Below are 25,339 nucleotides of genomic sequence, written 5' to 3'. Positions count from 1 at the left end.
CGGGGCTACGGGCATGGCGCGGCCGAGCGGGGGCGGCTTTAGCGTCCGAGGCGGCGCGGAGGCTCGATGCGGTCGGGTTTGCCGCTGGGCGCGATCGTCAGCACGCGTCCGGCGCGCGTCACGGCGACGGGCGCGATGTCGGGCAGGGCCTGCAGCGCGTTCACGACGTCGCCGAGCTGCACGATCAGCGTGACGGGAAGGTTCCGCACGGAAGGATCGACCTGCACGCTCCATACGCCGCGCCGGCTCAGGGCGCGGCCGACCTCTTCCAGCGTTTCGTTCTCGAAGACGAGCCGGTTCTGGCGCCAGGCCGCCACTTGCGAATCGGAGATCGGGCGCACCGGTGTGACGCGACCCTGCTCCAGGCGCACGGATTGCCCCGGGAACAGTTCGACGGGGGGGGCGCCGTCCGCCGGAAGCACCCGCACATGGCCACGCGCCACGTTGACGCGCAAACCGTCCGGCAGGCGCTGTACTTCGAAGGCGGTGCCCAGGACCTGCACGGACCCGCTTCCGACTTCGACGACGAAGGGCCGGGCTGGATCGCGCGCGACATCGAAATATGCCGCCCCGGTTGCCAGCGCAACACGCCGCTGCTGGCCGGAGTAGGCCACATTCAATTCCGTGCCCACGTCCATGACGACATGCGTTCCATCGCTCATGGCCAGCGCCTCGGACCCGGCTTGCGCGGTTTCGAAACTGCGCGGGCCCCACAGCGAGAAGTCGGCGTATTGCTGTGTCTGCCAAGCGAGATAGCCGCCGACGGCCATCACCACGGCCGCCATGGCCAGCGCAAAGCGAGGCCGCCTGGGGGCGCGTCGGGGCGGGGGCGCCGCGGGCGCATAGCGTTCCGCCAGCGGCTGCAAGCTGAGCCAGTCGCGTTCACAGGCTTCGAACGCGCGGCGATGCCGGGGATCGCGGGACAACCATTCGTCGAGTTTCGCGCGCGCCGCCGCGCTGGCGTGTGTATCCGCGCCGGCTTCGCGCAGCGTCATGAACCAGCGCAGGGCGACGTCGTCGATGTCGTCGGCGGCGTCCTGCGCTGGCGGCGGAGAATGTCGGTCCTGGTTCACGGATTCAAGGCGGCCCTGCAGGCGCGCATTGCGCGGATGACGTGCTTTTCGACCATGTTGCGGGAAATGCCCAGCCGGGATGCGATTTCTCCCTGGTCCAGGCCTTCGAAACGATAAAGCAAGAATACTTCACGGCAGCGCGGCGGCAGGTCGTCTATGGCATTCATGACTTCGGCCAGTTGCTGGCGGTCGGCATAGATGCGGGCGGGGTCCTGCGCCTGCGATACCGATTCCCGGTTCAGCGCCATTTCCTGATAAACGCGGGTTTCGACCTTATTGCGCGCGCTCGCGTTGTAGGCGAGGTTGATCGCCGTCCGGTACAGGTATCCCGCGAGATTGCCCAGTCGGGCCTGGCCGGGGCGGTCCAGCATGCGCGCATAGGCTTCCTGCACCAGGTCGGCCGCCGAATGCTGCCGGCCCAGATGCGCCGAGACCGCACGGCGCACGGACTGCAAGCAGTCATCAAGCGATATCCACCCGTTTCCCCGGTCCGTCTTTTCCGCGTCGCGGCTCATTTGTATTGCCCCAATTTTTGATAATGATAACAAATCTCAATATCGATATTTAATTGGGCCGAAGGCATCAGGATTTCCCCTGACGGATTGTCTACAGGGCAATGATCGAACCCGGAGCGGCATGCGATGCGCCCCGCCCACCTTTACCTCCCGATATGACGCCACTTTCGTTTCTGTCCAATCCATCCGCCGACGCCCGGCGCGGCGAGGCGCCGCGATGAGACCCGATGCGAAGCCCGAGGGCCTGCGCCAGGCGATGTCGTGGCTGCATACCTGGTCCGGCCTGGTGCTCGGCTGGCTGCTGTTCGCCGTGTTCCTGCTCGGCACGCTGAGTTTCGCTCGCACGGAGATCACGGCCTGGATGCAGCCGGAGGTCCATGGGTCGCGGGCGGGCCCGGATACGCTGGGGCTGACCATGGATACCCTGGCGCGCATCGCGCCCGCCGCCACGGTCTGGTCGATTTCGCTGCCGGGGCCGCGGGATCCGGCGGTAAGAGTGTCCTGGCGGGAGCCCGGCGCGGCCGCGGGCCGGGCCGGCTTGAAGCGCGCCGTGCTGGACGCCGGCACGGGCGAGGTGCTGGAGCCCAGGGCCACGCGCGGGGGGGATTTCCTGTACCGCTTCCATTTCGAGCTCTATGGAATGCCGCAAGTGTGGGCGCGCTGGATCGTGGGCGCGGCGACCTTGTTCATGCTCGTGGCCATCGTCAGCGGCGTGATCACGCACAAGAAGATCTTCACGGATTTCTTCACCTTCCGCCCGCGCAAAGGGCAGCGCTCCTGGCTGGACGGCCATAACGCCACTGCCGTGCTGGCATTGCCGTTCAATTTCGTGATCACATTCAGCGGCCTGTTGCTCTTGATGTACCAGCTCATGCCCTGGCCGATCGAAGCGGCTTACCAGGGAGATACCCGCGCCTATTTCGCCGAGCGGCGCGCGCCGGCCGCGCCGGTGCAGGCCCCCGGGCACGATGCGCCCGTCCTGGCGCCGCCGCGGGCGGCGCTCCAGTCGATTCTGGACCAGACGGCGGCTGCGTGGCCGGATTCGTCCATCGGTGCCCTCACGGTGAATCGGCCCGGCGGCCACGCGGTCACGGTCGAGGCGCGCGAAGGGCAGGGCGCAAGCCTGGTGGACCGAGGCGTTGCGCGCCGGGCGGTCTTCGACGCGGCCAGCGGCGCGCGTCTCGATGTCCCGGCGGCGGTGGCGCCCACGGCGGCCGTCGCCGTCTACAACGTGTTCACCAGCGCGCACCTCGGCCGCTTCGCCGGTCCGGCCCTGCGCTGGCTGCTGTTCCTTTCCGGCATGGTGGGCAGCTTCATGGTTGCCAGCGGCATGGTGCTCTGGGTGGTCAAGCGGTTGCCGGAACGCCGCAAGCTGGGGCGCACGCCCAAGGGCCACCGGCTGGTCGAGGCGACGAACGTGGCCGCGCTGGCCGGTCTGTTCCTGGCGATCGCGGCGTACTTCTGGATGAACCGCCTGCTGCCGGCGTCGCTCGCCGGGCGGGCGGATTGGGAAATCCGCGGGTTTTTCGCGGCTTGGGCGCTGAGCCTGGCGTATGCCTGCCTGCGCACGCACCGCCGCGCGTGGATAGATACGCTGGCGCTTTCGGCTGGACTGTTGATGCTGCTGCCGGCGCTGAACGCGGCGACTGGCGGAGCCGCGTTGCCCGTCAGCATCGCGCGGGGCCTGTGGAGCGTGGCGGCATTCGATCTGTCCGCCTTCGCCATGGGCGCGCTGCTGGCCTTCATGGCGTTCAAGCTTTCCCGCTCCGGCCTGTCGCCCGCGAGTCGCCTGCAGCGCAAGCCCCCAAGCGCGGCACCGGCAAACGATGCGCTTGCCGCAGGCTCGACGAATGCCGGAGCGCGGCCATGATGGCGTGGATCAGCCTGGGGTGGGCATTCGCGGCCAGCGCCATGCTGGGCCTGTCCATGCCCCGCCACCAGGAACAGATGCTGTCCCGGGAACTGGGCGGGCCCTGGACGCTGGCATGGCGCGCGGCGGGATACCTGGGCCTGGGAGTGGCGCTCATCCCCTGCCTGCAGGCATGGAGCGTGTCGGTGGCCATCGCCGCGTGGCTGGGCGTGTTGACGGCGGCGACCATGGCGCTGGGGGCGCTGCTGGCCTATGCGCCCGGGATGGTGCTTGCGGGCGCGGGGTTTGCGGCGCTGGCGAGCGCGCTGGCCTGGATGGCTGCGTGACGGGCGCATTCCCGCGGCCGGCTCGCGGCTGACGCGGCATGCTTATCCAATATTTTCAATGTATCGGCTGACCCAAATATAGTATTTCCGGCGTGCATGGTTCTTACCTAGGATGTCCAGCAAGGCATTCTGGAATGGGAGCTGTCATGTTAGAAAGCGGTACTTGCTGGGCATCCGGGTTGCGCGGGCCACGCGTTGAGGCGAGTCGTTCCGGGAGCGGCGCATGAGCGGGCCATTGGAAGGCGTCCGCATCCTTGACGTCACGACGGTGCTGATGGGGCCCTACGCCACCCAGATACTGGGAGACCTGGGCGCGGACGTGATCAAGGTCGAACCGCCGGCGGGCGATAACGTGCGCGGCATCGGTCCGGCGCGTCATCCGGGCATGGGAGGGATTTTCCTGCATGCCAACCGCAGCAAGCGCAGCATCGTGCTGGACTTGAAGCGGCCGGCGGGCCGCGAGGCGCTTCTCAGGCTGGCGGCCACCTGCGACGTGCTGATCTACAACGTGCGGCCCCAGGCCATGGCGCGGCTGGGGCTTTCGTACGAGGAGCTGGCGCAGGTCAATCCCGCCATTCTCTACGTGGGCGTCTACGGCTATGACCAGCGCGGCCCTTATGCGGCGCGGGCGGCCTACGACGATCTCATCCAGGGCGCGGTAGGGATTCCCGCCTTGTCGGTGCAGGCCGGCAGCGAAACGCCGCGGTACGCGCCCAGCGCCATCGCCGACCGCATCGTCGGCATCAGCGCGGCCAATGCGGTCAGCGCCGGCCTGTATCATCGGGCGCGCACCGGACAAGGGCAGGCCATCGATGTGCCGATGTTCGAGACCATGGCGCAACTGATACTCGGCGACCACATGGCGGGCCAGTCCTTCGAGCCGCCGCTGGGGCCGCCCGGCTACCCGCGGATCCTGAATGCCGACCGGCGGCCCTACGCGACGTTGAACGGACATATCTGCGTGCTGCTCTATGCGGACAAGCAGTGGGCGGCGTTCTTCGAACTGATCGGGCAGCCTGGCCGGGAGGCCACCGATCCCAGATTCCGCGATATCGGCACCCGCACGCAGCACATTCATGCGATTTATCGCTTGGTGTCGGACGCGATCGCCACGCGGACCACCGAGGACTGGCTGGCGGCCTTCGAGAAGGCGGACATTCCGGCCATGCCGATGCATACCGTGGAGTCGCTGCTCGGCGACCCGCAGCTCCAGGCCATCGGGTTCTTCAACACGGTCGAGCATCCTACCGAGGGCAAGTTGCGCACGATGGCGGTGCCGTCGCGCTGGTCCGGAACGCCGCCCGATCCGTCGCGGCAGGCCCCGCGGCTCGGCGAGCATAGCGTCGAAGTGCTGAGGGAGGCCGGCTACGATGACGACGCCATCGCCGATCTGCTGCGGGATCGGGTCACCTTGGAGGCGGCCCGCGACGCCTCGACGTCCGGAGCGAGCCATGACTGATTTTCTGAAACGCGAACGTCATGGCGCGGTCCTGCTGCTGACCATGGACCGCGGAGCGACGCGCAACGCGCTCTCCGACCCAGACGCGATCGACGCGCTGGTCGACGCATGCGCCGAAATCAATACGGATATGTCGGTGCGCGCCGTGGTGCTTACCGGCGCGCATGGCGTTTTCTCCTCGGGAGGCAATCTCAAGACCCTGTCCACGGCAGTCGGCGCGGGCCTGGGCGAACCCGTGCAGAGCCGTCTGGCCTACCGCAACGGGATACAGCGCGTGCCGCTGGCCCTCTGCAATCTGGAAGTGCCTACGATCGCCGCGGTGAACGGACCGGCGATCGGGGCGGGCTGCGACCTGGCCTGCATGTGCGATATACGGATCGCGGCCGACGAGGCGCGGTTTGCGGAGAGTTTCGTCAAGCTCGGGTTGACGCCGGGTGACGGCGGCGCCTGGCTGCTGCCTCGGGCCGTCGGTATGTCGCGGGCTTGCGAAATGGCCTTCACCGGCCGCAGCGTCGATGCCGTCCAGGCGCTTGATATGGGGTTGGTTTCGCAAGTGGTCGGCCGGGAGGCGCTGCTGCCTGCCGCGATGGCGCTGGCGCAGGAGATCGCGCAGCATTCCGGCCACGCACTGCGCTTGACCAAGCGACTGTTGCGCGAGGGGCAGCACACCCGCCTGGATACGCTGCTCGAACTTTCGGCGGGCTTCCAGGCCTTGGCCCACCATACGCAGGAGCACGCCGCCGCGCTGGACGCATTCCTGGACAAGACGCGCGGTTAAGCCGATTCAATCAGCGCCAAGGCAGCCTCACCGACGCGCAACCCAGAACGAGGCGACGCAAGGAGGAGACCCATGCAGACAACGAGAAGAAGGCTGGTGGCCGCTTTGGGCGCACTGGCTGCACTGCCGCTGGCGCGCACCGCGCTGGCCGACACGGCGGCTTGGCCGGCCCAGCCGATACGGCTGATCCTGCCGTACGCCGCGGGCGGTCCGACCGACGTGTTGGCCCGGGCCGTGGCGCAGCATGTGGCGCGTCAATTGGGCCAGCCCGTGATCGTCGAGAACAAGACCGGAGCCAGCGGCAACATTGCCGGGGAGACCGTGGCCCGCGCGCGGCCGGACGGATACACACTGCTGTACCACTCGTCGGGATTGGCCATCAGCCCGGCGCTGTACCGCCAGCTGCCCTACGACCCCGTGCGCGATTTCGCTCCGGTGGGATTGACGGCCTCGATTCCGCTGGTACTGATGACGGCCAACGCATTGCCGCCCACGGATACCCGGGAGTTCATCGCCTACCTCAAGGCGCGACCCGACGCGCTCAGCTATGGGACGGGCGGCGTCGGCAACATTACGCACTTGAGCGTCGCATTGTTCCTGCACGCTACGGGTACGCGCGCCGTCGGCATTCCGTTCAAGGGGACCAATCCGGCCATGGTGGCGATGTTGGGTGGCCAGGTGCAGTTCATGGTGGACGCGATAAGCTCGGCGCTGCCCTATATTCGCGACGGGAGGGTGAGGGCCCTGGCCGTGACCGGCGCGGAGCGTTCGGCCGCGCTGCCGCAGGTGCCGACGCTGCGTGAAGCCGGCTTGGCGGACCTTACGATGAGTACCTGGCAAGGCGTGTTGGCGCCGGCAGCCACGCCGCAGCCCGTGATCCAGCGATTGAACCAGGCGCTGACCGCGGCGGTGCGGGATCCGGCCATCGCGGGGCCCTTCACTGCCCAGGGAGTCGACCTGCGCAGCTCGTCGCCGGCGGAGTTCCAGGCGTACCTGGGACAGGAGGTCCGGCGGTGGGGAGATGCGGTAAGAATGGCGGGCATACAACCCGAATGAATACGGGAAAGCCCATGGCCCGACGCGCCATGGCGATCAATGGAAAAGCCTTGTGGAGACAAGCATGAATATCAAGACCTTGGCCATGACGGGATTGCTGGGCGCGGCGCTGGCGCTGGGTGGAAATGCCCGCGCCGCGGCCGACTATCCCTCTCATCCCGTGAAGATCATCGTATCGCTGCCGCCCGGAAGCGGCGCCGATACGACGGCGCGATTCCTGTCCAAGCACCTGGCGGAAAAGTTCGGGCAACCGTTCATCGTCGAGAACCGGCCGGGAGCCAACAGTTTCATCGCGGCCCAGGCGGTGGCGACCGCCGCGCCCGACGGCTACACCATGTTCGTGGCCAGCAATTCTCCCATGACGACGAATGCCGCCGTCTTCAAGAGTCTTCCGTACGATGCAATCGCGGATTTCTCTCCGGTTGCGCCTATCGCCCGGTTTCCCATGGTGCTGGTGGTGCCCGCGAATTCGCCTTACCGGAACGTCGCCGAGTTGGTGTCGGCCGCCAAGGAGGCGCCAGGGAAATTGAATTTCGCGAGCGGAACCGCTACCTACCAGGTGGTGCTGGAGCTGTTCCATGAGCAGAATGGGATCAAGGCCACGCACGTGCCCTACAAAGGCACGTCGGCGGCGCTGGCAGATCTGGCGGGCGGCGTAGTGCAGTACAGCCTCGCCGACGTCAGCGCGGCATTGCCGCTGATCCGTGGCGGAAAGTTGAGGCCGCTTGCCGTGACCAGCGCGCAGCGCATCAAGGATCTGCCGGACGTGCCCACGATGCAGGAGAGCGGCAACAAGGGGTACGAGGCCTATGCCTGGACGGCTGCATTCTTTCCCGCGAAGGTCGATCCGGCCATCGTCGCGCGTGTCTCCGAAGCCGTGCAGGCGCTGGTGCGCAGCGACGAAGGGCGGGCCTTCATGGAAAAACTCGGCGGAGAGTCCTTTGTAGGCGGCCCCGACACGCTGGCCACGTTCCAGAAGGACGAGCTCGAATCCATGCGACGCATCGCCAAGCTTGCCAATATCCAGCAGGAATAGGGAGCCCCCAGCGCGTTTTACGCCTCATCCGTGGAGGCGGTGTCGGTCCGCATCAGGCGGCAGGCCATCTCGACGAAATTGGCGGTGGTAGGGGTGGCATTGTCCGGGTGCACGGCCAGGGCGATACCCACTTTGATCGTATCGGCCAGTTGGGAAACCCTGACCAGGCGTACGTTGTCGCCGGCCTGCCGGCGGGCCACCGCCGGTACGATCGCCACGCCAAGCCCGCTCTCGACCAGGCTCAGGATGGTCTGCACCTGGATGGCTTCCTGGGCGACGCGCGGAACGACGCCCGCCTGCTGGAAGGCATACATGACCAGCGCGTGCATGCCGGGGACATGCGTGCGTGAATAACCGATGAAAGGTTCGTCCGCCAGGTCGCTCAGCGCGACGTCGTCGCGTTGGGCATGGCGGCTGTCGGCCGGAACGGCAAGCATCAGGTGGTCCGGCTGCAGCAAGGTGATACGGGCCGCGGTGGGCTCAAGCACCGGGAACCGCACCAGCGCGACGTCCAGCGTATGCGTGTCCAGGCGGCGCAGCAGATCGATGGTGGTGGATTCCTCGATGATCAGGTCGACTCGCGGGAAGTCCCTTCTGAATTCGGACAGCAGCCGCGGCATCAGCGAATACGTGGAAGAGCCCACGAAGCCAACCTTCAGCACGCCTTGTTCTCCACTGGCTCCCTCCCTTGCCGCGCGCCGGATCTCTTCGGCATAGAACAGCGTGGTGCGCGCATATCGCAACACTACCTGGGCCGCGGGCGTCGGCTGCAGGCCGCCGGGCAGCCGATCGAAGAGTTGCACGCCGAGTTCCTGTTCCAGCTTCTTGATGGCGGTCGATAGCGGCGGTTGCGCCATATGCAGCCGTTCGGCGGCGCGATGGAAATTGAGCGTTTCGGACAAGACCAACAGCTGCTTGAGCTGGCGTAGCTCCACGGGTGTCTCCCTTGATGCGCCGGGCTCGCGATATTTGTGATGTATTGCCCGGTCCACATCTAATATTAGACCGGGTCGCGGCCCCCCGTGTAGATTGCCATGAAGCCCGCGCATACCGCGCGAATCAGGGTTTCACGGCATTTTTCGAACATGGGAGCGTGTGTGCAGGCGCCGTGCCGCGACACGCTCCGGGGGATCAGATTGGGCGCTATCAATGACGCACTGCGGCTCGCCGCGATTCCCGCGCAGGACGAGGCCTTGCGCTCGTCCGTGCGCGCCTTCTTGCGCGACGCGCTGAAGGACATGCCCGCCGACCTCCGCGCGCGCTCCTGGATGGGATACGACGCGGACTTCAGCCGCGCGCTGGCGCGGCAAGGGTGGCTGGGGCTGACGCTGCCGGCCGCTTATGGCGGCGCGGCGCGCAGCAATTTCGCCCGCTTTGTCCTGAGCGAGGAACTGCTCGCGGCCGGCGCCCCGGTCTCGGCGCATTGGATCGCCGACCGTCAGACCGCGCCCTTGATTCTGCGCTATGGCTCGCAGGCGCAGCGTGACTTCTATCTGCCGCGCATCATTCGCGGCGAGGCCTTTTTTGCGATCGGCATGAGCGAGCCCGATACCGGCTCCGATCTGGCCAGCGTGCGCACGCGCGCCACGCCCGATGCCGGAGGCTGGCGGTTGAACGGGCGCAAGATCTGGACCACCAACGCCCATCGCTCTCATTACATGTGCGCCCTGGTGCGAACGTCCGGAGGGCCGGAAGACCGCCACCGCGGGCTCTCGCAAGTGATCTTCGACCTTTCCCTGCCCGGCATCGAGATCCGCCCGATCCGGGACATTTCAGGAGATTCCCACTTCTGCGAGGTGCTGTTCGACAACGTCCTGCTGCCGCCGGACGCGTTGATCGGCGAGGAGGGCAGCGGCTGGCAGCAGGTCACGGCGGAACTGGCGCTGGAGCGCAGCGGCCCGGAGCGCATCTATTCCAGCATGGTGCTGATAGACGGCTGGCTCGCCCATTTGCGTCGGGCGGGCACGCCGGATCCGGAACAAATCCGATTGGCGGGGCGGCTGGCCGGGCGTCTGGCGGTGCTCCGAGGAATGTCGCTGGCGGTGACTCAACGCCTGAACGACGGCGCCGACGCCAGCCTGGCGGCCGTATTGGTGAAAGACCTGGGCACGGAGTTCGAACAGGCCGTGCCCGAATGGATAGGCCGGGCCTTGCGGGCCGGCACGGGCCCGGCGCCAGACGAGGCGCTGGCGCGCACGCTGGCTTACCTGACGCTCATCAACCCGACTTTTTCATTGCGCGGGGGAACCCGCCACATCCTGCGCGGCATCATCGCGCGCGAACTCGGCCTGCGCTAAGACGTATCGACACGACAAGGGAAGCACATGTCGCAATCCATCCAGCAAGACCTGTATGACGAATTCTCGCGCGCGCTGGCCGGCTTGTGTCCGTTGGAGCGCGTCCGCGAGATCGAAGCCGCCGGCGCGGGGCGGGAAGCGAACGGCGGCCTCGCACGCACTTGGCAGGAGATCGACGCGCTGGGGTATACCGACGCCTTGACGCCGATGGATCAAGGGGGAGCCGGATTGTCCTTGGCGGACGTCGAAGGGCTGCTGCGGGCGGCCGGGGCTTCGGCCTTGCCCTATCCGTTTGCCGACACCATGCTGGCGCGCGCCTTGTTGCGGGCGGCGGGCCAGGCCGTGCCTGAAGGCCCCATTGCCCTGGCCCGCGCGCAGTCCGGGCCGGACGGACTGCGCGTCACCCCGACGCCTGGGGCCGGCCTGGCGCGCAGCGTGCTGGTCCATCGCGATGATTGCCTGTTGCTGGTGGCCGCGCCAGCGGCGTCCGATCCCGGCATTTTTCGGCCGCGCGCCAGCGCCACGCCCGTATGGACGGCATCGCCGCCGATCGTCGGCCGCGTCGCCTTGCCGGACGGGGCCGTCCTGGCCTGGCGCAACGTCGCCGATGCGGCCGGGATTGCCGGGGCGATGCAGGCGGTGCTCGATCGCTGCATTTCCTTCGTTGGCGAGCGTCAGCAATTCGGCCGGGCGCTGGGACGGTTCCAGGCGATTCAGCAGGAAATCAGCGTGGTCGCCGAGCAGGTGGCGTCCACCGTCATGGCGGCGCGCCTGGCCTGCGCCAGCGGCGCCGTGTTCCCCGACGCCTCGCTCGCGGCTAGCGCGAGATTGCGGGCCTGCGAAGCCATTCCCGTGGTTTGCGCCATCGCGCACGCGATTCACGGCGCAATCGGGATCACCGAAGAATTGGCTTTGGGGCTTTACACCACCCGGCTGCACGAATGGCGCGCGACCGGCATGAGCGAGGACGACTGCGCCGGCCTGATCGGCCATCGGCTGCTGACCGGAGCCAGCCAGACGATGCTGGATTTCGTGCGGGGCATCATGGCCGTGGCGCCCGCCGACGCCGGTCTGGCCACGCCGAGCCTTTCGGCATAGAGACAACCCATTCCTTGAACACGTTTGAATCCGAGGCATCAAATCATGTCAACCCGTTCAGATCCCGTCGTCATCGTCGGCGCGCAGCGCACGCCCATCGGCGCTTTCCAGGGCGCGCTGTCGCACTACACTGCGCCCCAGCTCGGCGCTCATGCGCTGGCCTCCGCCGTCCGCCAGGCGGGTTTGGCGCCCGATGCCGTCGAGGAAGCGCTGGTGGGCTGCTGCCTGTTTGCGGGCCTGGGGCAGGCGCCGGCGCGTCAGGCGGTGCTAGGCGCGGGGTTGCCAACCTCGGTGCAGGCCACGACGCTGAGCAAGATGTGCGGTTCCGGCATGAAGGCGGCAATCCTGGCGCACGATATTCTTTGCGCCGGATCGGCCGACGTCGTGCTGGCTGGGGGCATGGAGTCGATGAGCAATGCGCCGCACCTGATCCCCAAGGCGCGCCAGGGGTATCGCCTTGGCGACGGGCAGTTGCTCGACCACATGTATCGCGATGGCCTGCAGGATGCCTACGAAGGGCATCTGATGGGACATTACGCGGACCTGGCCGCGCGCGAACACGGCTTCAGCCGGGCTCAGCAGGATGCCTACGCCGAGCAGAGCGTCCTGCGCGCCCAGCACAGCGTCGCGGCAGGGCACTTCGCGGCCGAGATCGCGCCCATCGCGGCAAGGGCGCGCCGTGGCGTGGAGGCCGCGGCGCTCGTTGCGGACGACGAGACGCCGGGCCTGTGCGACGTGTCGCGGCTGGGCGGCTTGAAGCCTGCATTCACGCCTGACGGCACGGTCACGGCCGGGAACGCCTCTTCGATATCGGACGGCGCCGCCGCGCTGGTGCTGACGAGGCAGCGGCACGCGGAAGTATCGGGGCTGACGCCGCGGGCGCGTATCGTCGGCCATGCCGCGGCGGCATTGGCGCCGGGGCAGTTTCCGGTGGCGCCGGTGCACGCGATCGCGCGCTTGCTCGATCGCGTCGGCTGGAGCCGCGACTCGGTCGATCTTTTCGAGATCAACGAGGCGTTCGCGGTCGTTCCGATGATCGCGCTGCGCGACCTCGGCCTGCCGGCCGAGCGGGTCAACGTCGAAGGCGGCGCCTGCGCGCTCGGGCACCCGGTGGGCGCCACCGGCGCGCGCATTATCGTGACATTGCTGCATTCGCTGGAGCGTAGGGGCCTGCGGCGCGGCGTGGCCAGTCTGTGCCTGGGCGGAGGCGAAGCCACGGCTATCGCCATCGAGCTGCCTTGACCTGGCGGCGCGCCGTCCGGCATCACATGGGGAGAGGTACGCATGGGACCTTTGGCAGGAATCAGGATCATTGAACTGGCGGGAATCGGCCCGGGGCCGATGGCGGCCATGCTGCTGGCGGACATGGGGGCGACCGTCCTGCGGATCGAACGCAAGGAGCCGGCCGACCTGGGGGTGAAGCGGGAGCTGAAATACAACCTGCTGCTGCGCAACCGGCGCGCCATTGCGCTGGACCTGAAGGATCCGCGCGCCGTTGCCCTGGTGCTTCGGCTGTTGCGCAAGGCCGATGCGCTGATCGAGGGATTCCGCCCGGGCGTGACGGAGCGGCTGGGCCTTGGGCCGCAAGCTTGCCTGGCGGAGAATCCCCGTCTGGTCTACGGCCGCATTACCGGCTGGGGCCAGGATGGGCCGCTCGCCCACGTGGCCGGCCATGACATCAACTATATCGCCGTCACCGGGGTGCTGGACGCCATCGGCCGAGCGGGCCAGCCGCCGACGCCGCCGCTTGCGCTGGTAGGCGATTTTGGCGGCGGCGGCCCGTATCTTGCATTGGGCATACTGGCTGCAATCATCGAGGCTCGCCAGTCCGGACAAGGCCAGGTGGTGGATGCCGCCGTGATGGACGGGGTGGCCTCGATGGCGACGGCGTTCTTCGGCCTGGCCGCTTCAGGAACGTGGCAGCCGGAGCGGGGCACCAACATCCTGGATTCCGGCGCGCCGTTCTACGACGTGTACCAATGCGCGGACGGCCAGTGGCTCTCGGTCGGTCCGATTGAACGCCGCTTCCATGAACTGCTGCTGCGGCAACTCGGTCTTGACGACGACGCCATACGGGAATTGGGAGACCACCAGGACAGGAGCACCTGGCCTCGTCTGCGAACGGTGCTGCGCGCGGCGTTTGCCCGCCACGCCCGGGACGAATGGTGCGAAGGGCTGGCTCGGCTGGACGTGTGCGTGGCGCCGGTGCACACGCTGCGCGACGCGGCCGGGCATCCTCAGGTCAAGGCGCGCGCGACGCTGCTGGAGATAGACGGCATTACGCAGCCCGCCCCGGCGCCGCGTTTCAGCCGTACGCCCAATGCGACGCCCACGGCGCCGCAGCCGCCGGATGCCGAGGCATTGAAGGATTGGCTGGATCCCGAGGAACTGGTTTCGCTCGGCGTGGCGTATTGAAGGCAAGCGCATCGACGATGGCGTGCCGCAGGCCTTGGAATGCCGGGCCTTCACGCAGCGCCGGGCCGGCCCTGTCCGGACGCCGGCTTTCTCCAAGTCTGGAGCTGTTCCGCCGTCACCCCCACCCCGCCGCACACGATCACCACGGCGCTGCGGGCGTCCGGGAAATGGCGGCGCACGCCGTCCAGGCCCGCGATGGAAGCGCCGCAAGCGGGTTCCGTCAGCAGCCGGTGCGCATCCAGGAGGTCGGCGCAGCCTTCCACCGCCGCTGCGTCCGATAGCACGAGGCTCCTGACCTCCAGCTCGCGCGCCAGGCCGACGGCGCGTTCGCACACCCTGCGCGCGCCCAGCGACGTCGCCACGCCGGAGACGGCGGGAAGCTCGACCGGGGCGCCCCGCGCCAACGCCGCGGCATACGAGGCGGTTCCTTCGGTTTCCATGGCCAGGATGCCGACGTCGCCCCAGCCGTTGCGCAGCAATCCTTCCCCCACGCCCGCCAGCAGCCCGCCGCCGCCCACCGAGCAGACGATCACGTCGGGCTTGGCGCATTGGGTGGCGAGCTCGTCGATCATGGAAGCATGGCCTTCCCAAAGCAGAGGATGGTCGAAGGGATGGATGAAAGCCGATGCGGCGTCAAGCAGCGCCTGCGCATGCGCGTTGGCATCCTGCCAGGAACCGCCATGCACGACGACTTGCGCGCCTTCGCTCTGGATGAGGACCTTGGCCTTTTCGGACGTGGTTTCAGGCACCACCACCGTCACTGGAACGCCCAGCTGCCTGCCGGCATAGGCCACGGCATAGCCGGCGTTGCCGCCGGACGATGAGACGAACCGCCGGGCGCCTTGCGCGTGCAACGCGCTGCACGCGTGGCCCACGCCGCGCAGCTTGAAGGAGCCGCAGGGCTGGACGTTTTCGAGCTTGAGGAACACATCCAGGCCCGCGCGCTGCGAGAGCGCGGTCGAGCGGATGGTGGGAGTGATCACGTGCAAAGACATGGGGGAATTCCTTGGATGCCGGAAGGCGGGGGTTCATTGCGCGCCGGGGCCTTCAGACGAAGTGCCCGCTTTGCGGGCTGGCCACGACGGCGCAGGTATTTCCGGGACGGACGATGCCGTACTGCCGGGTGGAATAGACGATGCCGGGCTCCTCGAAATGGAGCGTGACCGGCTCTTTGCCGGGGGCGGTGAGGAAATGGATGCGGCCGGCGACCTCGCCGCGCTCGACCCGCGCGCCCGCCGCGGCGCGGGGCTCGAAGATGCCGTGCTCGGAGGCGATCACGTAGGCCTGGGCGCCGCGCATTTCGAAGTAGGGCGGCCGCTCGGACGTGGCGGGCGGCGCGTTGCCGTCCAGGACGCCCCACAGGCGCAGCACCCGCAGCGCGCCCTGCCGGCAGAGGTCCAGCGCCGCGGGCGTGACGCCGCCGCCGCCCGCCATTTCCGTGCTGACGCAGGTCAGTCCGGCCGCCATCGCGGCGGTTACGCACAGGCGCCGGTCTCCCAGGTTGTCCATGACCACGCACATGGGCGCGCCGAAGGCGTGCGCCGCGTCCAGGCAGCGCCGGAACTGCGGTCCGTCGGGACAGGGGATGACGATGGTGCTGGGCACGATGTTCAGGGACGAGCCGCCGGAGTGCAGGCTCAGCAAGCCGTCGGCGCGGGCCAGGAGCTCGTCGTTGACGAAGGCGGCGATCTGCTCGGTAATGGTGCCCGCGTGATCGCCGGGGAACACCCGGTTCATGTTCTTGCCATCGATGGGCGAGGTGCGCGTGCCCGCGTCGACCGCCGGCGCGTTGATGGCGGGGATGATGATCAATCGTCCGCGGACGTGTCGTGGGTCCAGCGAGCGGATCAGTTCGCCCAGCACGATAGGGCCTTCGTACTCGTCGCCGTGGTTCCCGCCTTCGAGCAGGATGGTGGGCCCCTCGCCATTGGCGATCACGGCCAGCGGAACGCGGATGGTTCCCCAGGCGTCGTCGTGAGGGGAGTGCGGGAAGTAGACGAATCCGTCCTGTTTGCCGGGCCGGTCGAGATCGATGGACGTGAAATAGGTCCGCCGTTCCGCGTTGCGGGCGGGGATATGCCCGGAGGATATAGATTTGAGCGCGGACTGGCGGCTGTCTTTCGTGGCGGCCTGGTTCATATCGCATTCTCCCGGTGATATTTCATGGAGAATGCTAGAGCGCAATCAGAGGGGGCACAAATACTGCCGGGGGATACTGGATATACTTTTGAAGTATAGAAAAGCGGCGTGGAGCGTGCCTTGGAACTCAAGCAGCTACGGTATTTCCTGGGTGTCTGCGATGCCGGCAGCATCGCGCAGGCCGCCCGGGCCCTGCATATCGCGCAGCCCGCGTTGTCGCGGCAGATCGCCGCGCTGGAGGCGGAGCTGGGCGTGACGCTGTTCACCCGGCTGCCGCGCGGCGTGGCGCCCACGCGTCCCGGGGAGGCGCTCCGGGAGCGTGCCCTGGATATCCTGGGCCGGGCGAACGCCGTCGGCGAACAGGTGCGCGTCGCCTCGCGCGGCCTGGCGGGCACGCTGCGCATCGGCGTCATGCCGGGCTATAGCGGTATTCCACAACTGGCCGCCGCCATCCTGAAGCTGCACGAAGCTTCGCCCGCGGTGGAAGTCCGAATCGAGGCCATGCATTCGGCCGAGCAGCTCGACCAGCTGCATCGCCATGAACTGGACCTGGGCATCCTGGCCTGGCGTTCGCCGCTGGATGCCGCGTTCGCCGGGGTGCCGATCTTCGACGACCGCATGGCGCTGGCGCTGCCCGCGGATTGGCCGCAGGCACGCCGGAAAAAGCCGTTGTGGCTGCGGGACCTGGCGGGAAAGCCGCTGCTGGTGTTTCCCCGGGAGCGGTCGCCCGTCCATTACGACAAGATGGTCCAGGCTTGCGCGGCCGCGGGTGCCCGCCCCGCGCAATGCAAGGTGTCCGTGACCGACAGCCTGACGATGGCGGGGATGGTCGCCGCCGGCCTGGGCTACGCCATCGCGCCTTTGTCGTTCCAGAGGCAATGGGCCGCCCAGGTGGCGTTCAGGCCGGCCGTCGACCTGGACATTCCTTTTACGCTGGAGCTCGTCGGGCTGGCCCAGCGCCACGATCCCCTGTCCGCCCATTTCCTGCGGATCTGGCAGAGCGCCAATCCACCCAGGCCCGGCTGAGGCGCAGGCTGTTCGCCGATGCCGCGGCCTCGTCGGACAGCCCGTCCTGCAAGGCGTTGAGCCGCGGCCGCCCGTCAGCGGGCGGCCCGCCTGCCGTCCTGGAAGCGGGCGGCGTTTCACCAGCTGCGGTCCGACGCGGTATCGTATCGGCTTATAACCAGGATTTATTTACTTATTACCGAGGTATGCCTTGTCCTCCGCCGCAGCCGCAGCACCCAGCAGTCCTCCCCAAGAACTCTCCCCACGCGAACAGCGCGGCAACATCGCCAGGCTGACCATCGCCCAGGCGCTGGCCGGCGCGAACTCGGTGGTGGTCTACGCCACCGGCGCGATCGTCGGAGACATGCTGGCACCGGACAAGGCGCTGGCTACGCTGCCCATCTCCATTTTCGTGGTGGGCATGGCCGCCTGCATCATGCCCGTCGGCGCCATCGCCCGCCGCCATGGCAGGCGGGCCGCGTTCCTGGCCGGCACGGCCTGCGGGGTGCTGGTGGGGTTGCTGGCGGCAGCGGCCATCGTGTCGAGTTCGTTCTGGCTCTTCTGCCTTGCCACCTTCTTCGGCGGCGCGTATGCGGCCGTGGTGCTGTCGTTCCGGTTCGCGGCGGCCGACGGGGTCTCGCCCGCGTTGCGGCCGCGCGCCCTGTCCTTCGTGATGGGCGGGGGCGTCGTGGCGGGCGTGGTGGGGCCGCAGCTGGTGACGCACACCATGTACCTGTGGCAGCCGCATATGTTCGCCGCCACCTTCCTCGTGCAGGCGGTGGTCGCGGCGCTGTCGGCGTACGTCCTGCTGGGGGTGCGCCTGCCGGCGCCGACGGCGGCCGAGGTGGCGAAAGGGCGCCCGCTGGCGGTCATCGCGCGCCAGCCCCTGTTCGTCACCGCCGTCATCTGCGGGGCGGTCTCCTACATGCTGATGAACTTCCTCATGACGGCGGCTCCCCTGGCCATGCATCTTTGCGGCCATTCCCAGGAGAACGCCAATCTCGGCCTGCAGTGGCACGTCATCGCCATGTACGCGCCCAGCTTCTTTACCGGCCGGCTGATCGTGCGGTTCGGCGCGGGCCGCATCGTGGCGGCCGGCCTGCTGCTGACCGGGCTGTCGGCCGCGGTCGGCCTCACGGGCATCGACGTCGCCAACTTCTGGCTCACGCTGATCCTGCTCGGCATCGGCTGGAACTTCGGCTTCGTGGGCGCTTCCGCGCTGGTGCTGGAATGCCATCGTCCGGAAGAGAAGACCCGGGTGCAGTCGCTCAACGACTTCGTCGTCTTCGGCACGATGGCGGTGGGCTCGTTTGCCTCCGGCGGGCTGTTGGCCGCCTACGACTGGAACACGGTGCTGTGGGTGTCCTTCGTGCCGCTGGCCCTGGCGGTCGCAGTGCTGGCCGCGACGGCGTCGCGCGCCATGAAGCGGGCCTGAGGCCGGGAGGCGCGGCCGTTTCCGCATCGGAATCGGCCGCGTTGCGACGTCACTGCGCCCGCGGCGGGTAGCCGGCTTCGCTCAGGGCCGCGGCGATCTGGTCTCGCGACGCCGAGGTCTGCACCAGCACCAGCCGGGTGGGCGGATCGGTGACCACAATGGCGTCGGGATCGACAGCCTGCACCGCCTTGGTCACTTTGCGCGCGCAGCCGCCGCAGGTCATGCCATCGAGATGGAACTGCATGGAACACTCCTTTCGTGTGGGACTGTTTTCAGTCTGATCCTTGCTACGGTGGGAAGGTCAAGCGGTTTCCAGGCTTCGGCCGCGCCGTCTGGCGGAGGGCGGCCGCAGGCCCGCCCTTAGTGGTTCTCCTTGGCGTGGTTGACCGTGTACCGGGGAATTTCGACGGTGAGGTCTTCGTCCGCCACGATGGCCTGGCAGCCCAGGCGCGATTGGGCTTCCAGGCCCCAGGCGCGGTCGAGCAGGTCGTCCTCGCTCTCGGCGACCTCATTGAGCGATTCGTAGCCCTGGCGCACGATGCAGTGGCAGGTCGTGCACGCGCAGCTCATGTCGCAGGCATGCTCGATTTCGATGCCGTTTTGCAGCAGGGCCTCGCTGATGGAGGTGCCGGCCGCAACCTCCAGCACGGCGCCTTCGGGCGCCAGGTCGGCGTGGGGAAGCAGGGTGATCTTGGGCATATCGTGTTCCAGGCTATCGATGCAAAGGCGCGGGGCGTTGCCCGGCATGAACCAAAGCCTGGGGCTTTCCATCGTGGGAAGGTCAAGCGCGCCAAGCGTCCTCATGCGACACCGCAACACTGCGCGGAACGTCGGCGCCGGGCACCCGGCCAGCGAATTGTTCCTCGGGTGGAACGCTGAAACGTATTGGCGAGACTACCCAGCGCCCGGCCTATCCTCTAACTTGCCGCTCGGACTCGCGGCGTCGCCGCCGCATTGGACGCGCTCGCGGCTGGCCATTTGCATCGCGAGCGCCGAACCTCGATTGAAGCTTTTGCGGTATGCGTAGAGATTCCTCGCTTGCTTTCGCGGCCGTTCTCCTGGCCGCGCTGACCCTCAACAACGAGGCGGTTGCCGACGCGGTGGCGTTGCCGCCGCTAGGCCTGGGAAACACTAGTTTCATGGATGGCGTCGCCGGACCGGGAAAACTGTTCGAGCTGCCGCTCCAGGTCAACCACGCCAATGAGATCAAGGATGCCGGGAGGCACGCGGTGAGCGGCCGTCAGCGGATCAACAGCGTCAGCGTGCTTCCGCATTTCGCCTATATCGGCAACACCAGGATACTGGGCGCGTACTACGGCGCCGAAGTGCTGCTGCCGCTGGTTCGGCTGGATCTCGATATCGACAACGGCCCGCGGGGCACGAGAACGCGGCAGGGCGATATGATCGTCAGCCCGCTGCTGCTGCAGTGGGAGCCCGTGCAGTTGCTCGGCCGCCCGTTCTGGCAGCGATTGAATTTCGTCTTCAGCCTGCCGACGGGAGACTACGACGACGACGCGTCGATCAACGTGGGCAGCAATGCCTGGGTGTTCAACCCGCACTACGCCTTTACCTGGGAACTCAGCAATCGCCTGGAATTCAGCGGCCGCGTGCACTACGCCTGGTCCAGCCGCAACAGCCGCCCGTCCAGCGCGCTCGGGGCCGACGACGTCCAACCCGGCCAGGCGTTTCATGCCAATTACTCGCTCTCCTATGCCCTGGACGACGCCTGGCGGGTCGGGCTTGCCGGCTATTACCTGGCCCAGACCACGGACGATCGCATCGACGGCCGTCGCCAGTCCGGATCACGGGAACGAGTCACCGGCCTGGGGCCGGGCGCCATGTACCGCAATGGCCGGCAAACGTTCTTTGCGAACCTCTACGTGGAGAGCGGGGCCCGAAACCGTGCCGAAGGCACGCAGTTGACGCTGCGATATCTCTACACCTTTTGAGCCTGGCGCATTTCCCTTTGCCGGCACCGGCGGATGGGGGCGGCCTGGAACCGTTAGGGCGCATCGGTCGAACAGGGCAGGGTAGAGCGATATCCCGATTTTTTATATCCGAAAAGACCCTGAATCCATCGTTCTTTAGAACCTGTTGACATAAAGAGGCGCATTGCCGATGATGCAGAAGCCCGCTTCCAGGCGGGCCAAGATAAGCACAGCGCCGCGTTCGCTGCGCAAACGTGCGGCCACCAAAGAGAGGCATGCCATGGAGACAACCCCCCACAATCCCGCGCGGCGCCGCCTGTTGGCAGGCAGCGCTGGCGCCCTGGCTGCGGCTGGCCTGGGCGCCTCGGGGATCGCGCGCGCCAGCGACGCCCCGGCCAAACCGGCCGCCGCGGCCGCCAAGCCCTTGCCGCCGTACGCGGCCTGGAAAGACGCCGACAGCGTCATCGTTCACACCCCCAACACCATCGAAACCCGGCGCAGCGCCTTTGGCGACGGCGTCATCACGCCCTCGCGCCAGCTCTACGTCCGCAACAACCTGCCGCCGCCCAACCCGTCCATCCTGGACGACCGCGACGCCTGGACGGTGGAAATACTGGGTGTCAAACAGCCGCGCACCCTGACCGTGGGCGAGCTCAAGACGCTGGGCGTGGAGACGCTGGCCACGGTGTTGCAATGCTCGGGCAATGGCCGCAAGTTCTTTCCGCACAAGCCCAGCGGCACGCCCTGGGAGGTCGGCGCGGCGGGCTGCGTCATGTGGACGGGCATTCCCGTGCGCACCCTGGTCGAATACCTGGGCGGCGTGGAGGGCGCGCCCGGCTACATGACGGGCACGGGCGGGGAAACGCTGCCCGAAGGCCTGGACCCCAAGACCCTGGCGGTGGAACGCTCGGTGCCGCGCGAGGCCATGCAGGACGCCCTGCTGGCCTGGGAAATGAACAACGAGCCCTTGTCGCTCGCCCATGGCGGCCCGCTGCGGCTGATCGTGCCGGGCTACACCGGCGTGAACAACGTCAAGTACATCAAGCGGCTGGCCTTCACCGCCGAACAAAGCCCCGCGAAGATCCAGCAGACCAGCTATCGCATGGCGCCCATGGGCTCCAAGCCTGGCCCCGACAATCCTTCGGTCTGGGGCATGGAGCCCAAGTCGTGGATCACCACGCCGGGGTCGGATGGCCGGGCCGTCAAAGCCGGACGCGCCGTGGTGCGCGGTGTGGCTTTCGGCGGCATGCATGCGGTCAAGCGGGTGGACGTGTCCATCGACGGCGGCAAGACCTGGAAGCAGGCGGCGCTCATCGGGCCGGACCTGGGCAAGTACGCCTGGCGCCAGTTCGCGCTGCCGGTCGAATTGTCCGCGGGCCAGCACATGTTGATGAGCCGGGTCGAAGACACGGAAGGCCGCGTGCAGGTGGAAATGCGCGTCGAAAACGTGGATGGCTATGTCAACAGCAGTTGGCGCGATCACGCGTTGACGGTCAACGTGTCCTAGTGAGGGCGGTGCCGATGCGAAGTCCGTGGTTATGGCTGGTTGCGCGCCGCCGCCCGACCGGGCGGCGGCTATTGTCCGCCGCGGCCGCGGGGCCGCTCTTCCTGGCCGGCGGCCTGGCCTGGGCAGCGGAACCGGGCGACGCGGAGGCTGGCCGCGCGCTATTCCTGAAAGCCACGACGCCGGCCTGTGCCGTATGCCACACCTTGGCCGACGCCGGCGCGGCGGGCACGATCGGCCCAAACCTGGATGAACTGAAGCCGGACGCCAATCGGGTGACCCAGGCCGTGCGCAACGGCATCGGGGTCATGCCGGCCTTCGATGCCCTGAGCGATGCCGACGTTCAGGCCTTGGCGAAATACGTATCCGGCGTCACCGGGGGCGCGCAGTAACGGCGGCGGTCTCAGGCTTCAAACTGCACGTGCTCGATGCGGTTGCGCCCGTTGTCCTTGGCCGCATAGAGCTGCCGATCCACGGCCTTGATGAACTCGGCGGGCTTCGCCTGCCCGGCCGGCACCACCGTGCCCGCTCCTATGCTGGCGGTAACTCGCCTGCCATGCGGCGACAGTGCATGCACGATGGACTTCTTCTCAAGCAATCGCTGACAGCGTTCGGCGACTTTCCGGGCCACCTCGGCATCGGCTTCCGGCAGCAGCACGACGAACTCTTCCCCGCCGTAGCGCGCAACCAGATCGCGATGCCCATCGAGCGCCAGGCTCAGCGTCTGGGCGATGTCCACCAGGCATTGGTCGCCCTGGCTGTGGCCATACAGATCGTTGTACTGCTTGAAAAAATCGACGTCGAACAACAGGATGGACAAGGGCAGGCCTTCCTTGCTTGCGCGCTCCCATTCCAAGTCGAAACTGCTGTCGAAGCGGCGCCGGTTGGCGATATTCGTCAAGCCATCCTTGAAAGACAGCACTTCCAGCTCTTTTTGAAGGCTCAGTAGCTTTTCCTCGGATTTCTTGCGTTCGGTGATGTCGAACATGAAGCCGATCAGCGCCTCGGCTTCGCCCTTGTCGTTGCGCACCACGTGCACGACGTCGCGGATCCATACATAGCCGTTGTCCTTGGTCAGCGCCCGGTAGTCCGCCTCATGGTCTACGCCGGCCCGGGATTGGGTGACGCAGAAATTCACCACGTATTCGCGGTCCTCGGGATGCATGCGCATGGCCCAGTCCTCCACGCTCACCCAGCTTTCGGGGCTCCAGCCCAGCAAGGCCTCGATCTGGGGGCCGATATAGGTGAACTTCATCGTGGCCCAATCGATCTTCCAGGGAATCGCCTTGGTCGACTCCAGCAAGGTCCTGTACACCGCGTTGTCATCCAAAAGCATGCTTGCGTCGGCCATACCCGATTCGTCCTCGATCCACGTTAGCGAGCCGCTTCAGTCTGAAGCCCCAGGCTACGCGAGTGTACAGAAAAGCAAGTTCTCGCGTACCCGCTTCACTGTGTCCGTTTCCCCTGAGTCAATAGCACGAATAAGGGCAAGGCAAGTAGCTGAGATACCACGCAAAACGTGATCGCCAGGGCTAAAGACCGCTCGTAGAGCAGGCCGATGAGCGTGCTTCCAAGAAACCAGGAGATTCCGTAGGCTCCGGTGAAAATGCCGAAGGCGGTCGCGCGCTGGTTGTCGGGAACCATCGGACTGACGGCAGCGGGAATGATGGACTCGTGCACGCCCATCCCCATGCCCCAGATTGCCGCGCCGACCATCGCTGTTTCAAAGTTCCCTAGAAAGACCAGGGGAGCGAAGAGCGAGCCAAACGCCGTCAAGGCGATAAGCACAATGAAGCCGTAGCGGTCGAACAACCGGCCGAACAAGAGCGAGGACGCGCCACTTGTCGCCATTGCGATCGCGTAGAAGATGGGAATCCAAGACGAGGGAACGGTTCCGCCGCGCGTGAAGTGGAAGGCGAGCAGCGGGTAGTCGGCGAAGCCTAGCGCAATCAGGCAGGCACCGACCATGTAGAGCCAGAACCTGCGGGAGTACGAGCCCGCGCGGGATGCGAGAGGGATGGCATCTTCGAGCTCTTCAGGCCGAGGGTATCGGTGGCGCGCCAGCGCCAGGAAAACCAGGTTGAACGTGGCAGGTATCGCCAACACCGCAAATGCGTGTTTGTAGTCAGCGTGGATTGCGAGCACGCCCGCCATCGCGAGGGGTCCCAGCATCGCGCCGAGCTGGTCGCAGGCTTCATGAACGCCGAACGTCCAGCCATACCCGCCAATGTGCTGCGCCGCGTGTGAAAGCATGACGTCTCGCGGCGGGTTCCGAATTGCGCGACCCACGCGTTCCAGAACAATAAGGACGGCGGCCTCCTGCCAGTTGTCAACCAGTGCGAGGGCAGGCACGGAAGCCATCTGAAGTACGTAGCCGAAGATGGCCGTCGGCCAGAACTTGCCTGTGGAATCGGCAAATCTTCCCGAGAAGTATCGAATGCCATATCCGGCGAATTCGCCGAAGCCGGTAATCGTCCCGATCGCGAACGCACTCGCCTGCATGCTCCCGAGAAACGGGCCCAGGATACTGCGCGACCCTTCGTGCGTCATATCCGCGAAGCAGCTCAACAGACCAATGAGCAACACGAAGCGCATCGCCTTGGTGGGCTGCGGCGGCGTCTTGCGGCTCAACCGAGTGGAAGGAATCATAGGCGCCTCCGGCGATCCACGACCCCGCGTGTTCAGAGGAATGGCCGTTGCTGCCGGCCAATCGTTCTTGGCTTCAGTTGAAGCGGATGGCCTTGCGACTCGACATCAACCAGATGATAGGTTTCATTGATTCGGAGTATCGTGCAGCCGTCTGAAGCGATCTGGACTTCGTTGACACAACACGGATCCTGCCTCACGCGCCAGTAATGGGAGAGCGGCAAGCCCAATGCATGGAGCAGCATCACGCGATTGATGCTGTCGTGACCAACAAGGACGACTTGATCGTTTGGGTGCTCGGAGAGCATCTTGCGCAGGACCGACGTCGCCCGGGCCAGAACGGCCGGCAAGGTCTCGCCGTCGGGGATGGCTGTCAGGTCGGGGTGTTCAAACCAGTTTTTGAACGCTTGGGGCCAGCGCTCTTTGACTTCTTGATGGGTACGGCCCTGCCACTGACCATAATCGGTATCGACCAGATCGGGAAGCGTATGGACAGCCGCCCCTGTCGTTCGGGAAATGGCTTGCGCGGTGTCCATGCAACGCGACAGTGGACTTGCATATATCGCCGACGGCTTGGCCGTTCGGGCCATTCGGCCCCCGAGAGCTGCGGCCTGCTTTTTCCCCAGCCCGGACAAAGGCAGCTCCGCTCGGCCGCGGAACCTCTCGGGGGCGATCCAATCGACATGGCCGTGGCGCGTGAGGATGATGTGTGTCATGGCTTGCGAGCTCCATATGGGAAATGACCTGGCGCGGTCGGCT

At 66.9% G+C, this 25,339-nt stretch carries 25 protein-coding genes; 15 read left to right on the top strand and 10 right to left on the bottom strand.

Annotation, left to right across the window (positions count from 1 at the left end; genetic code table 11):
- Positions 1-38 precede the first annotated feature (38 nt).
- Positions 39-1,073 carry a FecR family protein gene (locus tag ADE01S_RS13040; RefSeq protein ID WP_242663416.1) on the bottom strand — a complete coding sequence of 345 codons (1,035 nt, stop codon included), beginning with the start codon at positions 1,071-1,073 and terminating at the stop codon, positions 39-41.
- Positions 1,070-1,528 carry a sigma-70 family RNA polymerase sigma factor gene (locus ADE01S_RS13035; RefSeq protein WP_255220863.1) on the bottom strand — a complete coding sequence of 153 codons (459 nt, stop codon included), beginning with the start codon at positions 1,526-1,528 and terminating at the stop codon, positions 1,070-1,072. Before ADE01S_RS13035 ends, ADE01S_RS13040 begins: the two co-directional genes overlap by 4 nt.
- Before the next feature lie 277 nt (positions 1,529-1,805).
- Here ADE01S_RS13035 and ADE01S_RS13030 point away from each other — a divergent pair, with 277 nt between their 5' ends.
- From ADE01S_RS13030 to ADE01S_RS13005, 6 genes are all read left to right on the top strand, one after another.
- Positions 1,806-3,458, top strand: a complete 1,653-nt coding sequence (locus ADE01S_RS13030) for a PepSY-associated TM helix domain-containing protein (RefSeq protein WP_062682120.1) — start codon at positions 1,806-1,808, stop codon at positions 3,456-3,458.
- A complete protein-coding gene (locus tag ADE01S_RS13025) occupies positions 3,455-3,784 on the top strand; it encodes a DUF3325 domain-containing protein (protein ID WP_062682119.1) in 330 nt (109 codons plus the stop codon). The genes ADE01S_RS13030 and ADE01S_RS13025 overlap by 4 nt, the downstream gene beginning before the upstream one ends.
- A gap of 223 nt (positions 3,785-4,007) precedes the next feature.
- The gene (locus ADE01S_RS13020) at positions 4,008-5,243 is read left to right on the top strand and encodes a CaiB/BaiF CoA transferase family protein (RefSeq protein WP_062682118.1); all 1,236 of its coding nucleotides are present in this window, start codon (positions 4,008-4,010) and stop codon (positions 5,241-5,243) included.
- Positions 5,236-6,021, top strand: a complete 786-nt coding sequence (locus tag ADE01S_RS13015; protein WP_062682117.1) for a crotonase/enoyl-CoA hydratase family protein — start codon at positions 5,236-5,238, stop codon at positions 6,019-6,021. Before ADE01S_RS13020 ends, ADE01S_RS13015 begins: the two co-directional genes overlap by 8 nt.
- Positions 6,022-6,093: 72 nt before the next feature.
- On the top strand, positions 6,094-7,077 hold the full coding sequence (locus ADE01S_RS13010) for a tripartite tricarboxylate transporter substrate binding protein (protein ID WP_062682116.1): 984 nt from the start codon (positions 6,094-6,096) through the stop codon (positions 7,075-7,077).
- A 64-nt stretch (positions 7,078-7,141) separates the two neighbouring features.
- The gene (locus ADE01S_RS13005) at positions 7,142-8,113 is read left to right on the top strand and encodes a Bug family tripartite tricarboxylate transporter substrate binding protein (protein WP_062682115.1); all 972 of its coding nucleotides are present in this window, start codon (positions 7,142-7,144) and stop codon (positions 8,111-8,113) included.
- A 17-nt stretch (positions 8,114-8,130) separates the two neighbouring features.
- On the opposite strand, the gene ADE01S_RS13000 is transcribed toward ADE01S_RS13005, so the two are convergent.
- Positions 8,131-9,048 carry a LysR family transcriptional regulator gene (locus tag ADE01S_RS13000; RefSeq protein ID WP_062682114.1) on the bottom strand — a complete coding sequence of 306 codons (918 nt, stop codon included), beginning with the start codon at positions 9,046-9,048 and terminating at the stop codon, positions 8,131-8,133.
- A gap of 201 nt (positions 9,049-9,249) precedes the next feature.
- Here ADE01S_RS13000 and ADE01S_RS12995 point away from each other — a divergent pair, with 201 nt between their 5' ends.
- Genes ADE01S_RS12995 through ADE01S_RS12980 form a run of 4 tightly spaced genes read left to right on the top strand, consistent with a single transcriptional unit; the run spans position 9,250 to position 13,923 of the window.
- On the top strand, positions 9,250-10,410 hold the full coding sequence (locus ADE01S_RS12995; protein WP_087881395.1) for an acyl-CoA dehydrogenase family protein: 1,161 nt from the start codon (positions 9,250-9,252) through the stop codon (positions 10,408-10,410).
- 27 nt (positions 10,411-10,437) lie between these two features.
- Positions 10,438-11,508 (top strand): acyl-CoA dehydrogenase family protein, encoded by a 1,071-nt coding sequence (locus tag ADE01S_RS12990; RefSeq protein ID WP_062682112.1) that lies wholly within the window; start codon positions 10,438-10,440, stop codon positions 11,506-11,508.
- Positions 11,509-11,553: 45 nt separating this feature from the next.
- Entirely contained in the window at positions 11,554-12,750 is a 1,197-nt protein-coding gene (locus ADE01S_RS12985; RefSeq protein ID WP_062682111.1) for a thiolase family protein, read from the top strand.
- Positions 12,751-12,792: 42 nt separating this feature from the next.
- Positions 12,793-13,923: a CaiB/BaiF CoA transferase family protein gene (locus ADE01S_RS12980; protein WP_075873317.1), complete on the top strand. Its 1,131-nt coding sequence runs from the start codon at positions 12,793-12,795 to the stop codon at positions 13,921-13,923.
- A gap of 50 nt (positions 13,924-13,973) precedes the next feature.
- Here ADE01S_RS12980 and ADE01S_RS12975 read toward each other — a convergent pair whose 3' ends face one another.
- Both ADE01S_RS12975 and ADE01S_RS12970 read right to left on the bottom strand, forming a co-directional pair.
- Positions 13,974-14,918, bottom strand: coding sequence for a pyridoxal-phosphate dependent enzyme (locus ADE01S_RS12975; RefSeq protein ID WP_062682109.1), 945 nt, complete (start codon positions 14,916-14,918; stop codon positions 13,974-13,976).
- Positions 14,919-14,970: 52 nt separating this feature from the next.
- Positions 14,971-16,062: a succinylglutamate desuccinylase/aspartoacylase family protein gene (locus ADE01S_RS12970; RefSeq protein WP_062682108.1), complete on the bottom strand. Its 1,092-nt coding sequence runs from the start codon at positions 16,060-16,062 to the stop codon at positions 14,971-14,973.
- A 120-nt stretch (positions 16,063-16,182) separates the two neighbouring features.
- Between ADE01S_RS12970 and ADE01S_RS12965 the strand changes: the two genes are divergently transcribed.
- Positions 16,183-17,088, top strand: a complete 906-nt coding sequence (locus tag ADE01S_RS12965) for a LysR family transcriptional regulator (RefSeq protein WP_062682107.1) — start codon at positions 16,183-16,185, stop codon at positions 17,086-17,088.
- 190 nt (positions 17,089-17,278) lie between these two features.
- The gene (locus ADE01S_RS12960) at positions 17,279-18,502 is read left to right on the top strand and encodes an MFS transporter (protein ID WP_062682106.1); all 1,224 of its coding nucleotides are present in this window, start codon (positions 17,279-17,281) and stop codon (positions 18,500-18,502) included.
- Positions 18,503-18,551: 49 nt separating this feature from the next.
- On the opposite strand, the gene ADE01S_RS12955 is transcribed toward ADE01S_RS12960, so the two are convergent.
- Both ADE01S_RS12955 and fdx read right to left on the bottom strand, forming a co-directional pair.
- Positions 18,552-18,746 carry a heavy-metal-associated domain-containing protein gene (locus ADE01S_RS12955; protein ID WP_062682105.1) on the bottom strand — a complete coding sequence of 65 codons (195 nt, stop codon included), beginning with the start codon at positions 18,744-18,746 and terminating at the stop codon, positions 18,552-18,554.
- Positions 18,747-18,862: 116 nt separating this feature from the next.
- Positions 18,863-19,201, bottom strand: a complete 339-nt coding sequence (gene fdx / locus ADE01S_RS12950) for an ISC system 2Fe-2S type ferredoxin (protein WP_062682191.1) — start codon at positions 19,199-19,201, stop codon at positions 18,863-18,865.
- A gap of 320 nt (positions 19,202-19,521) precedes the next feature.
- On the opposite strand from fdx, the gene ADE01S_RS12945 reads away from it, so the two are divergent.
- The 3 genes from ADE01S_RS12945 to sorU all read left to right on the top strand — a co-directional run bounded on the left by ADE01S_RS12945 (position 19,522) and on the right by sorU (position 22,326).
- Entirely contained in the window at positions 19,522-20,451 is a 930-nt protein-coding gene (locus tag ADE01S_RS12945) for a SphA family protein (protein WP_062682104.1), read from the top strand.
- A 259-nt stretch (positions 20,452-20,710) separates the two neighbouring features.
- Positions 20,711-21,937, top strand: a complete 1,227-nt coding sequence (sorT, locus tag ADE01S_RS12940; protein WP_062682103.1) for a SorT family sulfite dehydrogenase catalytic subunit — start codon at positions 20,711-20,713, stop codon at positions 21,935-21,937.
- A gap of 14 nt (positions 21,938-21,951) precedes the next feature.
- Entirely contained in the window at positions 21,952-22,326 is a 375-nt protein-coding gene (sorU, locus tag ADE01S_RS12935) for a SorU family sulfite dehydrogenase c-type cytochrome subunit (RefSeq protein ID WP_062682102.1), read from the top strand.
- Positions 22,327-22,337: 11 nt separating this feature from the next.
- Here the strand turns inward: sorU and ADE01S_RS12930 are convergent, their stop codons facing one another.
- From ADE01S_RS12930 to ADE01S_RS12920, 3 genes are all read right to left on the bottom strand, one after another.
- Positions 22,338-23,285 (bottom strand): sensor domain-containing diguanylate cyclase, encoded by a 948-nt coding sequence (locus ADE01S_RS12930; RefSeq protein ID WP_062682101.1) that lies wholly within the window; start codon positions 23,283-23,285, stop codon positions 22,338-22,340.
- A gap of 95 nt (positions 23,286-23,380) precedes the next feature.
- Positions 23,381-24,583, bottom strand: coding sequence for an MFS transporter (locus ADE01S_RS12925; RefSeq protein ID WP_075873318.1), 1,203 nt, complete (start codon positions 24,581-24,583; stop codon positions 23,381-23,383).
- A 32-nt stretch (positions 24,584-24,615) separates the two neighbouring features.
- Positions 24,616-25,296, bottom strand: a complete 681-nt coding sequence (locus tag ADE01S_RS12920) for a histidine phosphatase family protein (protein WP_062682100.1) — start codon at positions 25,294-25,296, stop codon at positions 24,616-24,618.
- Positions 25,297-25,339 lie beyond the last annotated feature (43 nt).

It is taken from the genome of Achromobacter denitrificans NBRC 15125 (assembly GCF_001571365.1).
Classification (GTDB): Bacteria; Pseudomonadota; Gammaproteobacteria; order Burkholderiales; family Burkholderiaceae_B; genus Achromobacter; species Achromobacter denitrificans.
The sequence above is the reverse complement of the archived record's forward strand: the minus strand, read 5'-3'. Positions and strand labels throughout refer to the sequence as shown.